At 29.9% G+C, this 16923-nt stretch carries 19 protein-coding genes; 14 read left to right on the top strand and 5 right to left on the bottom strand.

Annotated features, from left to right (window positions below; translation table 11 throughout):
* The first annotated feature begins 160 nt into the window (after positions 1–160).
* Both B2671_RS11520 and B2671_RS11525 read left to right on the top strand, forming a co-directional pair.
* Complete coding sequence (locus B2671_RS11520; RefSeq protein WP_346870553.1) at positions 161–487, top strand: hypothetical protein; 327 nt, start codon at positions 161–163, stop codon at positions 485–487.
* 223 nt (positions 488–710) lie between these two features.
* The gene (locus B2671_RS11525) at positions 711–1169 is read left to right on the top strand and encodes a GNAT family N-acetyltransferase (RefSeq protein ID WP_346870554.1); all 459 of its coding nucleotides are present in this window, start codon (positions 711–713) and stop codon (positions 1167–1169) included.
* A 235-nt stretch (positions 1170–1404) separates the two neighbouring features.
* Here B2671_RS11525 and B2671_RS11530 read toward each other — a convergent pair whose 3' ends face one another.
* Positions 1405–1734, bottom strand: a complete 330-nt coding sequence (locus tag B2671_RS11530) for a hypothetical protein (RefSeq protein WP_346870555.1) — start codon at positions 1732–1734, stop codon at positions 1405–1407.
* A gap of 387 nt (positions 1735–2121) precedes the next feature.
* On the opposite strand from B2671_RS11530, the gene B2671_RS11535 reads away from it, so the two are divergent.
* The 3 genes from B2671_RS11535 (at position 2122) to B2671_RS11545 (ending at position 5288) form a co-directional block, all read left to right on the top strand.
* On the top strand, positions 2122–2592 hold the full coding sequence (locus B2671_RS11535) for an NUDIX domain-containing protein (RefSeq protein WP_346870556.1): 471 nt from the start codon (positions 2122–2124) through the stop codon (positions 2590–2592).
* Between the two features lie 1680 nt (positions 2593–4272).
* Positions 4273–4695 (top strand): S41 family peptidase, encoded by a 423-nt coding sequence (locus B2671_RS11540; protein WP_346870557.1) that lies wholly within the window; start codon positions 4273–4275, stop codon positions 4693–4695.
* Between the two features lie 113 nt (positions 4696–4808).
* Entirely contained in the window at positions 4809–5288 is a 480-nt protein-coding gene (locus B2671_RS11545) for a GNAT family N-acetyltransferase (protein WP_346870558.1), read from the top strand.
* Between the two features lie 531 nt (positions 5289–5819).
* On the opposite strand, the gene B2671_RS11550 is transcribed toward B2671_RS11545, so the two are convergent.
* Positions 5820–6362, bottom strand: coding sequence for a hypothetical protein (locus B2671_RS11550; RefSeq protein WP_346870559.1), 543 nt, complete (start codon positions 6360–6362; stop codon positions 5820–5822).
* A 308-nt stretch (positions 6363–6670) separates the two neighbouring features.
* Here B2671_RS11550 and B2671_RS11555 point away from each other — a divergent pair, with 308 nt between their 5' ends.
* The 3 genes from B2671_RS11555 to B2671_RS11565 all read left to right on the top strand — a co-directional run bounded on the left by B2671_RS11555 (position 6671) and on the right by B2671_RS11565 (position 8138).
* Complete coding sequence (locus B2671_RS11555) at positions 6671–7210, top strand: GrpB family protein (RefSeq protein WP_346870560.1); 540 nt, start codon at positions 6671–6673, stop codon at positions 7208–7210.
* A 13-nt stretch (positions 7211–7223) separates the two neighbouring features.
* The gene (locus B2671_RS11560) at positions 7224–7499 is read left to right on the top strand and encodes a Type 1 glutamine amidotransferase-like domain-containing protein (protein ID WP_346870561.1); all 276 of its coding nucleotides are present in this window, start codon (positions 7224–7226) and stop codon (positions 7497–7499) included.
* Positions 7500–7625: 126 nt separating this feature from the next.
* Positions 7626–8138 (top strand): GNAT family N-acetyltransferase, encoded by a 513-nt coding sequence (locus tag B2671_RS11565; RefSeq protein ID WP_346870562.1) that lies wholly within the window; start codon positions 7626–7628, stop codon positions 8136–8138.
* Positions 8139–8318: 180 nt separating this feature from the next.
* Here B2671_RS11565 and B2671_RS11570 read toward each other — a convergent pair whose 3' ends face one another.
* Together B2671_RS11570 and B2671_RS11575 are read right to left on the bottom strand one after the other, a co-directional pair.
* Positions 8319–8804, bottom strand: coding sequence for a hypothetical protein (locus B2671_RS11570; RefSeq protein ID WP_346870563.1), 486 nt, complete (start codon positions 8802–8804; stop codon positions 8319–8321).
* 131 nt (positions 8805–8935) lie between these two features.
* On the bottom strand, positions 8936–9727 hold the full coding sequence (locus B2671_RS11575) for a CPBP family intramembrane glutamic endopeptidase (RefSeq protein WP_346870564.1): 792 nt from the start codon (positions 9725–9727) through the stop codon (positions 8936–8938).
* A gap of 529 nt (positions 9728–10256) precedes the next feature.
* On the opposite strand from B2671_RS11575, the gene B2671_RS11580 reads away from it, so the two are divergent.
* The 5 genes from B2671_RS11580 to B2671_RS11600 all read left to right on the top strand — a co-directional run bounded on the left by B2671_RS11580 (position 10257) and on the right by B2671_RS11600 (position 13570).
* Entirely contained in the window at positions 10257–10805 is a 549-nt protein-coding gene (locus B2671_RS11580) for a hypothetical protein (protein ID WP_346870565.1), read from the top strand.
* Between the two features lie 674 nt (positions 10806–11479).
* Positions 11480–11716, top strand: coding sequence for a phosphotransferase (locus tag B2671_RS11585; RefSeq protein WP_346870566.1), 237 nt, complete (start codon positions 11480–11482; stop codon positions 11714–11716).
* A 70-nt stretch (positions 11717–11786) separates the two neighbouring features.
* Positions 11787–12173 carry a hypothetical protein gene (locus B2671_RS11590; protein ID WP_346870567.1) on the top strand — a complete coding sequence of 129 codons (387 nt, stop codon included), beginning with the start codon at positions 11787–11789 and terminating at the stop codon, positions 12171–12173.
* 64 nt (positions 12174–12237) lie between these two features.
* Complete coding sequence (locus B2671_RS11595) at positions 12238–12801, top strand: GNAT family protein (RefSeq protein ID WP_346870568.1); 564 nt, start codon at positions 12238–12240, stop codon at positions 12799–12801.
* 289 nt (positions 12802–13090) lie between these two features.
* Positions 13091–13570 carry a GNAT family N-acetyltransferase gene (locus tag B2671_RS11600; protein ID WP_346870569.1) on the top strand — a complete coding sequence of 160 codons (480 nt, stop codon included), beginning with the start codon at positions 13091–13093 and terminating at the stop codon, positions 13568–13570.
* Between the two features lie 748 nt (positions 13571–14318).
* Here the strand turns inward: B2671_RS11600 and B2671_RS11605 are convergent.
* Positions 14319–15761: a DDE-type integrase/transposase/recombinase gene (locus B2671_RS11605; protein WP_346870570.1), complete on the bottom strand. Its 1443-nt coding sequence runs from the start codon at positions 15759–15761 to the stop codon at positions 14319–14321.
* 174 nt (positions 15762–15935) lie between these two features.
* Between B2671_RS11605 and B2671_RS11610 the strand changes: the two genes are divergently transcribed.
* On the top strand, positions 15936–16394 hold the full coding sequence (locus B2671_RS11610; RefSeq protein ID WP_346870571.1) for a GNAT family N-acetyltransferase: 459 nt from the start codon (positions 15936–15938) through the stop codon (positions 16392–16394).
* Positions 16395–16923: the final 529 nt, after the last annotated feature.

The raw sequence follows: 16923 nt of genomic DNA on the forward strand, positions 1-16923 counted from the left end.
GTTCTTTAGTTAACACCTTAGCCTTGCCTTCTTCTTAATTTGTCCACCTTATAGGGTACATTTTATATAGCTCTTATTTTAGAGTGCAAAAATGATATAAATGAATAATTGTATATTATTATTAATACTACATAAAATATCACCGAGAGGTGACTATTATATGAAAAAATTTATTGTAATTTTATTAATTTTAGTAACTACTATATTGGGTACATCTATTACAACTTATGCATCTTCACGAAATATGTATAAAGAGGGTTTTTATGAAATATCGGATTTTAATCCTTCAAAAGATGGTTCTTATCATGTTGAAAATATGTCAGCATATAGTGTTTGTGTTATTGTTTTTAATGAAAATAACATTAACACACAAGTCTTATATCTAGAACCTAAATCATCAAGACATTATTTAGTTTCTCTTAAATCTGAATATAAAATCGTAATAGTTGGTGACGGTGAAGTACATATTGATGCAGGCATAAAATAATGCGATCCTGCATTTTATATAGTTAATATAAAATAATTATACTTATCATTAAATGGCTTTAATTTAAAATCAAAGCCACTTATTTTAGAGCATCTCTATATAGAGGTGCTTTTTACATATACATATATTTTATTGTAGTCATGCTATAATAAGTATTATATTTATGATTGAAAGTGAAAAATTTTAGGAAATTGCGTCCAAATTAATTTTAGGGAGGTATTTTATGTATCAATATTATAAGGGATTGATTATTAGAGAAGGTGCAGATGGGCTTAAAGGGGATATCATTAAAAAAATGTACAACGAGGTTGGTTGGGTCTCTGCAAATCAACCGTTATGGCTAGATGAAAAGTATGAAATTTGCTTTAAAAATTCATCATGGGTTTTCACTGCCTGGGATAAGGAAGATATGATAGCTATGGTAAGGGTTGTATCAGATAGAGTCATGACAGCAACAATCCAAGACCTGGCTGTGAAAGAAGAGTATAGAGGAAAAGGCATAGGTAAAAAACTTGTGGACTTGTGTTTAGAAAAGTTACCCCATGGAAATTGGTGGGTGCACACTACTCCAGAAAATTATGATTTCTATAAGAAGTGTAGATTTGAGATTCCTCAAATATCTGATAGTTCATCAATGATATATATGGGATATATTAAAGCTAAATTAGAAGGACATAGATGAGGATGTGGAAGATAGTGTTAGGAAATAAGGGGAATACTAGGAGCAATGTTATAATTAAAGGTACTATAGTGATCTTGATTTTTAGTCTTGTAGTCACCATTGTAATGACTAGAAGAGTTATGATGACAAATGAAAAAATATATAGTACAACCCTTCAGCATAATTTAGTGCATATTAATGACTCAAAAATATACTTGGAGCAAATAATAAATGATTATAACAATAAAAGGACACCCTATTGTGTCCCTTTATCAATAAATATTTGACCATTACCAACTATAACAATTCTATATTCAGGCTTAAGAGGAATTAAATTATACTTAGCTGACTTAGGTTGAAGACGAATAGATTGTAATATAAGTTGATTTTCGTCATAAAGAGTAAGAAAAACACTATCGTTTGATGAAACATTTTGAACTAGATAAGATTCATTTGGGGATATATTGAAATCAGTTGCTTTATAAACACCTTCTGTAAATATATTTTCAGCAAATACACGTGTAGACGTAAAAGTACTTAATACCAATGTAATTAAAATTAACAATAAAACAGTAAACTTTTTCATTACACAACCTCCTTTCACCTTTAGTTTGTGTAATGGAGCTAATAATATGCAGATTTGTGATTTAGTAGAATAAATTAATTAGCATAAACAAATTAGAAATTTATTGCAATTGTCCTATAATAAGTATGTAATATAATTATAAGATATTATAAACATAATGAATACAAATTTAAATTACATTATAATGTTTAACATTAATAAATCTATAGATTAATATTTAATAAACCTTGATTTGAGCATCTCTTTGGAGAGGTGCTTTTTGTATATTAATACATTTTATTTCAAATACGATATAATAAGTATTATAATTATAATTATGATTGTAAATGAATAATTGTGTTATAGTGCATAACATTGTATATTTTAAATATTGGAGGATGGAACAATATGATTAAAGCAAAATTTTATTATAAAAATGAAAATGCACCAAAACCTAATAAGCCAAACCATATAGGTGCCTGTGCAATTATTAAGTATAATAATAAAATATTATTAGAAAAAAGAGCAGATAGTAACCGTTGGGCGCTAATAGGCGGAGGTTTGAATATTGATGAAAGTTTAGAAGAAGGAATAATTAGAGAAATTAATGAAGAAACAGGAATTATAATATCAGAAGAGTCTTTGGGTTTTTGGAAAATGTTCTCAGACCCATCAAGAATCGCTGCATATCCAGATGGAAATATTGTTAGAATAATATCTGCTGCTTATATAGTAAATTTAACAGAGAAACATAAATTGATATGCAGTGACGAATCAGAAGAATTGAAGTATTTTACTTACCAAGAGCTAGAAAAATTAAATATTGCTGAAACACATAGACATATAATTAAAGAGTATTTTTCATCAATGATAAGTTAACTGTTGATTTTTTAAAGTGAGCATATTTCAAATCAACTAACAAAAATTATAATATATTCCAAAAATGGTTTTCACATTAGTTACTATGTGATATAGTGTTTTTATGGTCTATTTATAATATTATAGACAATATTGTATATATTTGTACTTTATCAAAGATAAAATCTTATTGAAAAAGATTTTTAAGTACTAAAGAATGTAGGTGGAAAGTATGAAAAAAAGAGAAGTTAAAATGAATGTATTTAGTAAAAAAATAGTAATTAGTTTTATACTTATAGTTATGGTTCTAACATTTGTGTCTTGTACTAGTTCAGATAAAACTGAAGAAAAGAATCTTAAAAGATCCCAAGATACAGAGTTTGCATCAGATAGTGGAGTTAGAATAGAAAAATTAAGTGAAGTTCAACAGAAGAATTTGCATACTTTAGCAAAGGTCTGGGGATTTACTAAGTATCGTCATCCAGACATTACAGCAGGGAATATTAATTGGGATGCAGAATTATTTAGAGTTATGCCAAAGGTGCTTGAGGCAACCACCAAGGAAGAAGCTGGAGATATCATGGCTACATGGTTAAACCAGTTTCCATTTCAGGTTAATACACTTAGTAAAGAACAGGAAGATCTATATCGTCAAGTAAAAGAGAAGGCATACTTAGATGTAGAATATTCATGGATAAAGGATAGACAAGTCCTTGGGAATAACCTTGTTGACTATCTTGAAAATTTATCAGAGGTAAAAGTAACTGATAATGACAATGGATATGCTGTTTTTGAAGAAGGGGATATTGTTAATGTATCTTCAGATTCTTTTATGGACAATTCTATTAAGTATGAAGACACAGGAATGAGATTGCTCGGGTTGTTTCGTTATTGGAATATTATAGAATATTTCTATCCATATAAAAATCTCATGGATGAAGATTGGGAGCAAGTACTTTATGACAAGATTTCTGAGTTAGCACTTCAAAGTGATAAGGAATCATATGTATTATCCATTGCAAATCTTACCACATATATTCATGACTCTCATGGCTTTTTTAATGATAACTTTAAGGTGTTACCACAACACTTTGGAGCATACAAAGCAAAAGCAACAATATTAAATATAGATGGTCAGATTGTCATTGCTGGCAGGGAAGATAAGTCCCCTTTAAAGTTAGGAGATATTGTGGTATCTATTGATGGAACTTCTATAGAAAAGATAATAGAGGAGTGCAACAAATATATATCAGTATCAGATAAAAATCGTTTTACAAATGCTTTTGACTATTATCTTTTGCGTTCTACAAAAGAAATAGCTGAAATAGAGGTAATAAGAAATGGTGAAAAGTTAAGTTTGAATGTTCCATGCTATTATAATAGTAATTATGATGTAAAAAAACTGGGTCAAGATGAGAAAAGTAGCTTCATGGGAGACAAAAAAATAGGTTATATTAATGTAGCTACACTTGAAAGTGGAGATTTAGATAAATTAATGAAAAAATTTAAAGGGACAGAAGGGTTGATTATTGATGTGCGATACAATAATGCAAAAATGAGTGAATATATAAACTATCCTATAGGAGAATATATAAAACCTGAAGTTTCTGAATATCNNTTTATTCAAGTAATAGTTTTGAACCAGGAAAATTTTTTAAATCAACCAGCAATAGTTCAGGAAGAGGATTCATAGAGAAACAATTGGACAAAGGTATAGATTCAACTACATTTAGCAAAATATTTGATAACGGCATTATTAGAACCTCATTAGGAAAAGTAAAAGATAGATATCAGTATAATGGGAAGGTAATAATACTGATGAATGAATGTACACAAAGCGTCTTGGAGACAATGGTTATGTCTTTTATGGATGCACCAAATGTAACGGTAATAGGAACTCCTTCTGCAGGAGCTAATGGCAATAAAATGGACATTACACTTCCAGGGTGTATACAGACATCTATATCAGGACTAGCAGTAACATATATGGATGGAAGTCAGACACAAAGAATAGGTCTTAAACCTGACATAACTGTAAAACAAACTGTGAAAGGAATTGCAGAGGGTAAGGATGAGGTTATAGAAAAAGCAATAGAGTTAATCACGAAACCAGAGGGTAAATAGCAATACTGCAAAATAAGTAAGAAAAATATGCCATCTTGTGGTGGGTGTGGTGAATTTATTCATGAAAGTATCACATAGTAATGTAAATGGAAAATTTTCTAGAGGTGTACAAAATGAATTTGAGATTGGCAGATTTTACAGAAATATATGCAAAAGAAGTTTGTAGTTGGAAATATGATGATATATATTCTATATATAATTATCCAGGATGGGATAAAGTATCTAATGAAAAATGGGGTATTACAATAGAAGCAAAGAGAAAGAGTGAATTTAATGCTGTGATCGATGATTGCAATTGCTTATGTGGATACATAAGATTACTGGATAAAAATGAGTGTGTTTTTATTGGAATTGGTTTAAAACCATCTCTATGTGGACAAGGATTAGGAAATGTCTTAATGGAAATAGTAAAACAACAATGCAAGAAGATATATACAGATAAAAAGATTGCTTTAGAAGTTCGGTCTTTCAATGAAATGGCGATTAAATGCTATAAAAGTGCAGGATTTAATGTAGTAGATACTTATAGGAAAGATACGCCACTTGGTTATGGAGAATTTGTTAGAATGGAATTTGCTGAACACTCTTCTTAATAAAGTTCCTAATAAAGACTATTGTAGTCTATAGGATTTTATTTTACAATCAGCCTTAGGAAAGTACACTATTGAGGCATAGAGTGACTAGATATTTAAATATTAATTTATATTAGTGGTAAAAAACAAATGGAAGATTGCTCTTCCATTTATTTTTATATTTCATTTTACATATGGTATTTCATATCTGGATATTGCCCATAAATTTATATTTACTTCAATTAAATTTCTTATTACAATATGGACATTGATATACCGAATCAATATCACTATCTTTGTCAAATTTCATTGGTAACCTGTAATTACAATAAGGACATTTCCAAAACAAAAGAGATAATACTATAAATACTGGCAATAAACTTATACCAATAATTGTAAACAAGGTAAAAGGAAAAAAGGTCCTATAAAGCATAGAGGAACAGATAAAAATAAGCAGGCCAAAGAAATTTTACGAATTTTTAGTAATTTTTCCATCTTATTCATGGTACACCTCCAAATAGATATTAAAGTTAATTAATCCTATCTATCATTTTACTGTGTTTCCATAAATTTCTCATGTTCTTTCTTTTGAGTTGAATTTCCTCTTTCTGCATCAAAGTTAATTGGAAGGTATTTTTCATCAATTATCTTTTTATAGTTTATATCAGTAAAATAATCACAAAAATTAATTCCTACATAAATTAATCTATTATTTTCTTTGTCAGCCAAAGCATAAATATACCCACTATCGTTTGCACAAACTGCACTTACTGGATAATTAAATCCAGTTGAACCATATATAAGATAGTCTTTATCGGAATTTAACTTTGATAATCTCCCTGTCTCTTCCATAAAATCTTCATAACTGCATGTATATACAAGGTATAATACAACGTTTGGGTCAAATGGATTATAGTAATAATAACAAAAATCTTCAACCTTTGCTGAATCAGGAGTACTTTCAGGAAATATATCAATGTTATTCGTACCATTATGTCCGAACCATCTAACATAATTTTGTCTATACTTACCATTACCTCCAAAATGCTCATTATAATCTCCTATGTTAGTAGTTTTATCTCTTTCTATCCACATTGCACAAAAAGTAAGGGGCAACACAATAATTATTATAATAAAAAACTTACTGAAAAACCCTTTTATGGATTAATAATACTATATATAGTTTACTACAAAATAATGAAAAACTGAAATACTTATAAAATATAAGAAATCATATTTANNTATTTTAGAGCATCTCTATATAGAGGTGCTTATTTACATACATTTTATTGTACTCGTGTTATAATAAGTATTATATTTATGGATGTAAATGAAAAATTTTAGGAAATGGTGAAGAAAACTAATTTTCATATAATATGAATAAGTTTAAGGTGGTTACATAAATGATTGGATTAGCAAGGGGAACCGTTAAGATTGTTCCATATAGTTTTAATTGGAAAGAGATTTATAAGGAAGAAGAAAAACTATTGTATCATTTGTTAGGCGAAACTGCTATAGATATACAACATATAGGAAGTACATCTATAGAAGGACTTGATTCAAAACCAATTATAGATATTGCTGTAGGAGTTAAATCATTGGATGATGTAGATAAGCATAGAAATTTATTAAAAGCAAATGGATATCAATTTAGAGATAATGCAGGGATTGAAGGTCGTGTAATGTTTGCTAAAGGAAGGGAAGAGTTAAGAACTCATTATTTGCATATAGAAATAATTAACGGAGAACTGTGGAAAAATCATATCTATTTTCGTGATTATCTTAGGCTAAATAAGAAAGCAGTTGAGGAATATTCGAAGCTAAAGAAGAATTTAGCTGCAAAGTATACTAATGATAGAGGTTCATATACAAATGCAAAGAATGAATTTATTAATTCTATCTTAAAAAAGGCAAAAGAAGAAGTGGACTTACAGGCTCTTTAGTAAGGAATACATAATGGGATGGAGTGCTGGTGCTATGATGCAATGCTCACAGTATTATATTTCTCCAGATAAAGATTATCCAGAGTTTATTTATGAAAAAGGACTAAGATGTATAGACAATTTTGCAGTTGAAATACACTATAAAAATACTGATTCACAAAATAAAAGTATTGAAAAATATATAAGAGAAAATGGAAAGATAGTATATACTACACAACAGCAAAGTGCAATAATTGTTGACGGTGATAACCTATCATTATTAGAGAATGCAAAAGTTTATCAAATATAACTTTAATATTAAATTTTCAATAAGAAGGAACTGTAGTATACAGGAAAGATTGCCAGATTACTTTATGATTATGCAATAAAAGCAAAGAGGTCTGCACCTATATATGAATTATAGAGAGGGATTAGAATGTTATATGAAATTAGATTAGCAGAGGAAGATGATATAAGGATAATAGTTGAGTTACTAAATAAAGTAACATTAAACTTACATGAAAAAAGTATTAATCAATGGACATATCCTTGGGATATTGAAGAAATAAATATAGACATAAAAAATAAAAACATCTATGTGATAACAATAGACAAGCTAATAGTTGGAACATTTTCTATAAAAGACATGGGTGTTAATGCTGTACTTCACATCAGCAAGCCCAATAATTTATATCTTTACAGAATAGCAATATTACCAGGGTATCAAGGAAAAGATATAGGACTTAAAATTGTTAATTATGCCTTTAAGATTTCAAGAAATTTAAGAAAAACACTATATTTAGACTGTTGGGCTGGAAATGTAAAATTAAAAAACTATTATTCTAAAGCGGGATTTGATTATTGTGGAGATTTTCAAGAAAAAGATTATATGATTAGTGTTTTTAAATATACATTTCCATTAAACTCAATATTTGTTGATTTTTCATAAAATAATAAATTGGATTTTAATTATATTGCGAACTAAAAATACCGTATATTCAGTTTTGAATAGTACGGTATTATGAATACGTTATTTAATTATATATATGTTACGCTATTTAGAAAAATTATTTAGTTTTATATTTGGGTCGCTAAATAAGAAGATCATAAATTATCCTTATAATTTTCATTACAAGTTGGAGGGTGATTTTAATTTAATCGGTATAAACGCTTCCATTTGTGCCCATCCTTGTGCTTTTATAATCTCTGGTGGTGTAATAATATGTCCCATACCATAATGATTTTGACGGATATCCAGTTCGAAAATATCAGAATTCTTAATATATTCCAAGGCTTGATTATATAACTTACCACGTGTTTCTTCATCTCCATCTTTGAAGAAATAAGTTACATAGTACCCGCCTTCAAAATCAACAACTTCGTTACTGCCATCATCCATATCATCACTCAATGCCCACCACCATACTAGGCCTTGTTTTTCTTCATCAAAACACAAAAAATCTCTGGGCATAAAACTATCTCGCTCAGACGGATTAATTGCAGAAAAATACTTATTGAACTTTCCTAAAATACCGTCAGGGGAAAAGTTAAATTCTTTATCTATCCCAGATGATGCTGCTTTGAATGGTGGCAATGATATTATCCTAAAATCCATAAAAATACCTCCTGTTATTTTTTATCTACTAATTTAAACACGCTTACTTTGACCATATTATAACATATTTCCCAATACCGTACTATTCAATTTTCAAAGAAAAAATTATATAAGGATGCAGGGTTGTACTATTACACTACACTTTTGTTGTACATCACAACAGTTACAATTGATACAACAATAATCATAGTATTTGCCACAACAGTTCCTAACCAAGTCATAGTCATGGTGCCAAAGATGGGGGCTGCTGCATTGAACATGGTATGGAATAATACGCACATAAACACACAGCCTTTTCCTGATATTTTGTAGATTGCTCCGTTAAAAAAACGAAATGCCATGAGTTGAACTGCAAACATCCAAAAGTTAATGAGTCCCTCTCCATGATTAGTCCCCGGAATAAAGAAGAGTGGAATATGCCAAAAAATCCAAACTATACCTGTAAAAATGGAAGATAAAACAAAGCCATATTCTTTGTCAAGCTCAGGCTGCAATATGTACATCCAGCCAGCTTCTTCCAAGCCACCGATAATAAGCCCCCCAGGTAGAGAAAGGAAGAATGTATAAAATGGGAGCACCATTTCCGTACTTCCGGAAATTGCAATATGTATCAAAAAATACAGTGCAAGCCCTGCAACAACGAACAAATAGAGGGAAATTTTATTTTTATAATAAAAAACAGTTTTCAACCATTCCTTAAAACCTGCTATTTTGTTATTCTTCTTCAGAACGATATATGAAGCAATAGCGGGTGACAAAATATAGATTGCAAAAGGAATGTTCATCCCGAATTGCTGTAACGAGTGAACCCAATTGTAAACCGAGTATCCGAACTGTCCAAGAATAATCAAAGCACCTGACACAACATAGGCTATGCAAAATGTCAGCATGGTAAATTGTACTATAATTTTTTTATCTGTCATGATTTCTTCACCTCACATTTTGAAGTATTCATTAAATTTTAATGTATGGATGATTTTACGTTTCACCTAATGTTTGCTTTATGCCAACTCAAAATTAAGCTCTCAGACAATATAACTAATCTCCATTACAAATTCTTATTTATCCAATAGTTTAATAGCTAACTAACTCACATAATACTATTATATTCTAAATTGACCATTATTTATATATTTGTTTTATACCATACTATTCAATTTTCAAAGAANNAAAAATTAAATACTTATTTAGCTTTATCTACATATGACGAGGGTAAATTTCACTTTAAAATTAAGATGATTCTGATTGAAATACTTAATGAATTTATTAATAATGATATTTTGAAAAATTAGATTATACTTGCTTATATTCATGTATAATTATTTTATAGGTTATGTGTAATTATAATAAATTGATCGAAGGAGATTAAGAAATATGAAACTGAATAATTTCTTTAGACATACCCCATTAATAATAGGTATTGTATTATTTATATTTTAGGAAGTGAGAGTATTGAGTATATTTGGATACAATCGCATTATTATTGTTGGTAATAATGGTAGTGGAAAAAGTTTTTTATCTAAAGAATTGTCTGTTATCACGGGTTTGCCACTTATTCATCTTGATGTTGAGTTTTGGCGTCCTAATTGGGAACAACCTCCGAAAGAAGAATGGATAAAGAAACAAATGGAACTTACATCAAAGGTAAAATGGATAATTGAGGGAAATCATACTGACACAATGGAATTGCGATTTAAAGCGGCAGATTTAGTAATATTTCTTGATATAAATCGTTTCATATGTTTGGTTAGTGTATTAACAAGAAATGGTAAAAAGCGTTCGGATATACCCAAATATCTTGAAGAAAAACTTGATAAGGAGTTTTTACGTCTTTGTAAAGGCTTATGGAGTTTCTCTAAAACACGTAAACATACTATAATGAATTTGCATAAAAAATATCCTAATAAACCGTTTTGGGTTATTGATAGCAGAAAAAAAATGAACATGTTGTTAAAACTATGGAGAGATGAAAAAACTAAATATATCACTCCTGAACTGTAAGCATAATCCGAAGTAAAGTTAGTTCATCATTCTTATATGGTGCACTTAGAATGTTCTTATATTATGAGTATTTACACAACATAGAATTACAAGAATAGATTTAAATGAATATGGAAAGCCAGAGATTTATATATAAAAAGGATTGGTGGGAAAATATATGTATTTACCAAATAAGTTAGATAAAATACTTGAAGGTATGCAGTTTGAAGTAGATAAAGAAGGTATGTCTAAAGCAAAAGTAATTAAGTGCTTTGATATGGATAAATCTTATTATTTAAAGATAGAAAAAGTTAATGATGAAGTGATCAGAGAATATGAGATGTACCAGTGGTTGTATGGAAAACTATCAATACCAAAAGTGATTTATCGTGTTCTAGAAGATGACATTTCTTATATGCTGATAGAGAATGCAAAAGGTCAGATGCTAGAAGATGAAGCATATAGAAAAACTCCAGAAAGATTAGTTCATTTAGCAGCCATTGGTATAAAGAAATTGCAGAGTGTTGATATCACAGAATGTAATTTTAACAGTAGAATAGAGGAAAAATTAGAAAAAGCAAAATACAGGATTGAACATAATTTGATAGGAAGAGTGGATAAAAATAAATATACTGAAGGCCTTGAAACATCTAAGGATGTANNATCTCGTAAGGAATAAGCCGGTAGAACAATTAGTGTTTACACATGGAGACTATTGTTTTAACAATTATTTTACAGATGGTAAAGATATTACATCCTTTATAGATATGGGACGAGCAGGAGTTGGCGATTTATATCAAGATATTGCATTATGTGTTCGTGAGTTAATGGATTTTGATTCAAGATATACAGATATGTTGTTTGAAGAATTAGAAATAAAACCTGATTATGCAAAAATAAAATACTACATTTTATTAGATGAGTTATTCTAATTATGTATAAATTGCGGAGTACAAATTACAAAGCAGGGTTATCTTATGAATACAAGTATTAGGGGGGAGAATGTTGGCGAAAATCAAATTGCAAGACTTAATAACAGTACTAAAAAGTGATGTAGTAAATTATAATTCATGTATTGAAATGAACTTTTGTATTGATGATGACACAGAATATGAAGATTGCTGGCTTGGGAAAATGCCAGATAGAGATAATCCAGGTAAAGAAGTATACTGGTATGGATTAACATCAGATTGCTTACAAGGCTATGATTATGATAAATTAGAGGATATTTTAAATTCTAAAGTATTTCATGGTAAAAGTTTGTGTAATATCATTGAAAAAATAACTTGGTATTCATTAGATGGATGTAGTGTAGAGGAAAGATTACCAGATTACCTTGATGATTATGCAATAAAAGCAAAGAGGTCTGCACCTATATATGAAATATAGAAAGGTATTAGAATGTTATATGAAATTAGATTAGCAGAGGAAAATGAAAAAGTGGGGGATAAGGATGGAAAATATGAAAAAACAAATACAACGTCTATTAAAAGGAAAATCTATAGAACTTGTACCTGTAACTGAAGAACATATGGAGTTTATATGTAATGAAGAAAGTGATGAAGAATTATGGTGTTATGAGGAACATGTTGAGACTGACGAAGATCGTATTCGAAAGAAGTTTATTAAGCGAATTGAAGAAAATGATGTTTTTGATTTTATAGTTAAACGCAGTTCAGATGGGGTACAGATGGGAGTAGTTTATATATGGGAATGTATTACTTCACGAAAGAGCTGGGAAATTGGATATGTTATCTTGCCGGAGTTTCAAGGTAATGGATATTGTTTAGAGAGTGTACAGATTTTGCTATCCTTTGCATTTAATGAATTGAAAGCTCATAAGGTATTAGGTATGTGCCATTGTGATAATAAAAAATCTGCATCAATAATGGAAAAAGCAGGTATGTCAAAGCAGGGTGTATTTAGGGAAGAGTATCTATGTGGAGGTAAGTGGGTCGACCAATTCTATTTTAGTATGCTGGATCGAGAATATCATAATAATTATAAAGAGGATTAATATACCACGACAGTGTCTTTAAATTTAACAATCAGTATTAGATAAATATCTATGTATGTTTTAAAGGATTGTCAGGATTATTTAGGAATAGAATTACTTAACAGCTTTGATTAAAATCAAAGCTGTTTATTTTAGAGCATCTTTCTGTTAAGGTGATTTTTATATCTCGAAACATTTTATTGTAATTATTCTATAATAAGTATTATAATTATGATTGTATATGAGTAATTGGAGAATATTGCGTTATAAAGAATTAATGTAAATAATATTTTTTAGGGTGGATTGAATAATGTTAAATAATGTTAGTATTAGGAAATGTGAAATTAAAGATGAATCTGCATTTATAAAACTTAATTTAAATTTTATGCAGGAAGTATTGTCCGTTAATCGATATTGGACAACTTTAAAATTTCCTAATGAAGAAGAAATGAAAGGTACATTTAGAGGGGCATTATCAATGCCTGAACATATATTAATTTTTGTTGTAGAAATTGATGGAAAAGTGATTGGATATGCAAATACATGGACAGTTTATAGCATTTGGTCAAGAGGAAAAGCATTAATAATTGATGATTTATATATTGAAGAATCATTTAGAAGGAATGGTATCGGAGAAAGAGTTATGGAATACATTTTTCAGTTTGCTGAACAGAATGGTTATAAACGAGTTCAACTTCATGCTGAATTAGATAATGAAAAAGCACATAACTTATATAAAAAATTAGGATTTACTCAAGAAGAAATAATGTTTTTTATGAAAAAAATATAGTTTTAGAATCTTTAACTTTGAGACGAAATATTCTTAGATTATGTAATAAAAATTAATATAAATAACTATTGTGAAAAATTACAAGTATGATTATCTTATAAAGACAAGTACGGAGAGGAGAATAATATACCATAGTCTTTTTATACTTATGAGGTGAAATTAATGATTTTATAATATTTAATAGTAAATATGCTTTACTAAATGAGGGGTAATGTATTTTTGCATTTTTATAATCTGGTTATAATATTTTTATATTGCTTATAAGTCATGTGAGATATTAAAATGAAAAAAATATATCCTTGACTAGTTTTAAATATAAATAGGTATATACTTACCTATTTATATAGGTAAAAATGGATATAGAGAACTATTTAAATATAAAAATATGAACCTATTTAACTATGGATATATTTAACTATTAAACTAGCATTCCTGTTATAAAGCTAAATGAACTTTGAAAAAAAGAAACTCCACTGATAAAATACTGGGTATAAGGACTTGCAAGTCTTATCCCTAATTAATAATTATCGATAGTGTAAAGTGGGTTATGAAAAAATAAAGGCCCAAAATATTTTGCCCAAAGGGCGTAAGCTAGGATAATATAGTGTGATTTGAGGATGAATTAAAGAATTTTAAGCACGACAAAAAATCCTTTTGATGGAAGGAGATTTTTGTATTAGCAGTTGCGACTATTGAGATCTATTCACATAGTAGCTGGCAGATACCTTGTATTTGTTTTTTAATTAAATTAAGCAGAATTTTCAGCTTGCATCTTCAATATAGTCTGTTGACCAAGGTATATAAGTAGCTGCCACTTACCAGGCATATTATCTGCATTAGATAACATGTCTAACTCATTTAATGGCTTCCAGTAGTTATAAGGATGTGGACGAAGAAAATTATAATAAGCAACCCAAAGGGATACGCCGTAGGCAGCTCCGTTCTCACTTCCATATCCGCAAGTAACACGGTAAGAGTATTTGAAGGTGCGGTTAAGCCTTTCTACTACTTGCTTAACCCAACGAAACTCCTTAGAGACAGCATCATCATTAGTAAGTCCGATAACTTGGGTAACGTCAAAGTCCCAACCTTTCACTAGCTTACATTGCTGACTTGCAAGAGGATAGGCACTATAGCCATCTGCGATGAACTTTAAAGCCTTATTAGGAAATACTTTAAACTTCTCAAAGGCCATACGCATAGCTAGAACACATGGGCCTACGGCACGAGTATCAGAAACCTGGTAGCCTAAAATAGACTTCTTACAGGCATCCATGATAATCCAAACATAATGCTTTATACCTTTGACCTTAATATAAGTTTCATCGGCAGAAAGAATGTTAGATGGCTTGTAGTCAAAGGTGTCTACAAAAGGCTTTATAACTGCGGCAGCAGTCATAGCATAATTAGCAACCATTGTATGGGAGATTTTGATACCATGCACTTCTTCTAAGGCATGTGCTGTTTGCCTAGTAGATAGCTTAAGATTAACGTGATAAGTAAGGTAAAGCCCCATAATATGGGCATTGAACTTTTTATACTTAAAGTTAATTGCCCTAGAAGGAAACTCATGTAAGTCCATCTTAAAGAAATCTATGGTGAATTCACGATAGATGTAGTGGAGCTTGTACTTATGTTTATCAGCGACACTTAAATCTTTAGGTAGCTTAGCGAGGTTCTTTTGGTAGTAGGAGCACTTAGGATTAACACATTTATGTATTCTAAAATGCTTACGATCTTTCTTAGGTGTTAAAATATGCTCACAATAAGGGCAGCGCAAAGCTAGAGGTTTGTTATAGATATTGGCTTCGTTAAATAGCTCTCCGCAAACTTTGCACTGATATTGGCCTTTAGAACCGTTGTTTTTATAGATATATTGGTGCGGAGCACCACAACGGGGACACACTGTAGCATCAGGAACAACCGCTTTTTCAGACCTACGGTTTACTGGCTCAACAGTTTTTCCATACTTATGCTGATAATAAGCTAAAAGCAGATGATAATCTACAGGTTCAGGGATAAAGATTTTAGGGAGCTTATCAACTTTAAATTTTTGATATTCTGGACTATGTGAATCCTCAAAAGCTTGTTGTTTAAGCGGAATATATTTAGCAATAAATAAAAGTAATTGAGAAATTACTTTCAAAAGGTATTGATTATATAAAAATAAATAAGTTATAATTGAATCCATACGATGACATCCTTTTATGTTATTTTTGGTTTTAGCGATTCAATTATAACAGAAAAAAGGGGGTCATTGTTTTTTTATACGAAAAAACTCTGTAACCCTTGATATATAAAGAGAAAATTTTAAAAGTAGTGTAAAAAACTTTACACTATCAAAGGTATTAAGGGGGAGTATAAAATGGAAGGGATAGTTATTAGAGAATACCAGCAAAAGGATTGGTCGCGTTTGATGGAAATTCACGACAATGCTCGCGTTGTTGAACTACAGCTTGCAGGACTGAGTGATGCGTTTATTCCACTTGCTGAGGCTGCTCTTAACGAAGGTCTGTTTGATTATAAGGTTTGCGTTGCCTTGGTGAACGATAAAGTACTTGGATTTGTTGCATATTCGGATGATGAGCTTGCGTGGTTGTACGTTGACCCAGTATATAAGAGTCAGGGCATCGGTAAATGTCTGGTTAAGTATGTAGTTGAAAACAACGCGAAAAGGCCTCTTTGTGTAGAAGTTTTGAAGAGAAATGAGCCAGCTATACATTTATATAAGTCAATGGGCTTTGAAACGACTGATATATGTTCCGGAGCAATGCCAGGTAACGAATCATTTCGTGTTACAGTGTGCTGTATGCAGAAAATATAAGCATAATCTGAAGCTTATAAATTCGAATTTGAAGCATCAGGGGGTTCGAAGATAGTATGGTTGAACAAGCTATATTACTTTATAAGCTTATTATCAAGCAAAAAGATAAATAATACATTAAATTACAGTACTATTCAAATGAATATGCTGTATTTTTTACGTCGCATTTCAAAAAAATAATGAGATAACCAAGAGATAGGCAACCGTACATTCTTGTATAATTGTTCTTTGAAAACATATTATAACATATTTTCAAATATGTTATAATATAGTAAACCAGATATAAGTAACTATTATACAAAAATATGAACTTGTTTTATAGTGATTGGAGGAAAAAAGTGCATAGTAAAGGTTTAAATATAGTGAGATGAAAAAACTGAACAGAATTGAAATTGTAAGAGCATATGTTGAGGATATCTTAAAAAATATTTCATCTGATAATCATCGAAAAACTGCATATATCCATACATATGGTGTTGCAGAAGCTTGTTCGCTTATCGCAGGCAAACGTAGGCTCAACACAGAACTA

It is taken from the genome of Clostridium sp. UBA5119 (genome assembly GCF_002414285.1).
In the GTDB taxonomy this organism is placed as follows: Bacteria; Bacillota; Clostridia; order Clostridiales; family Clostridiaceae; genus Clostridium_J; species Clostridium_J sulfidigenes.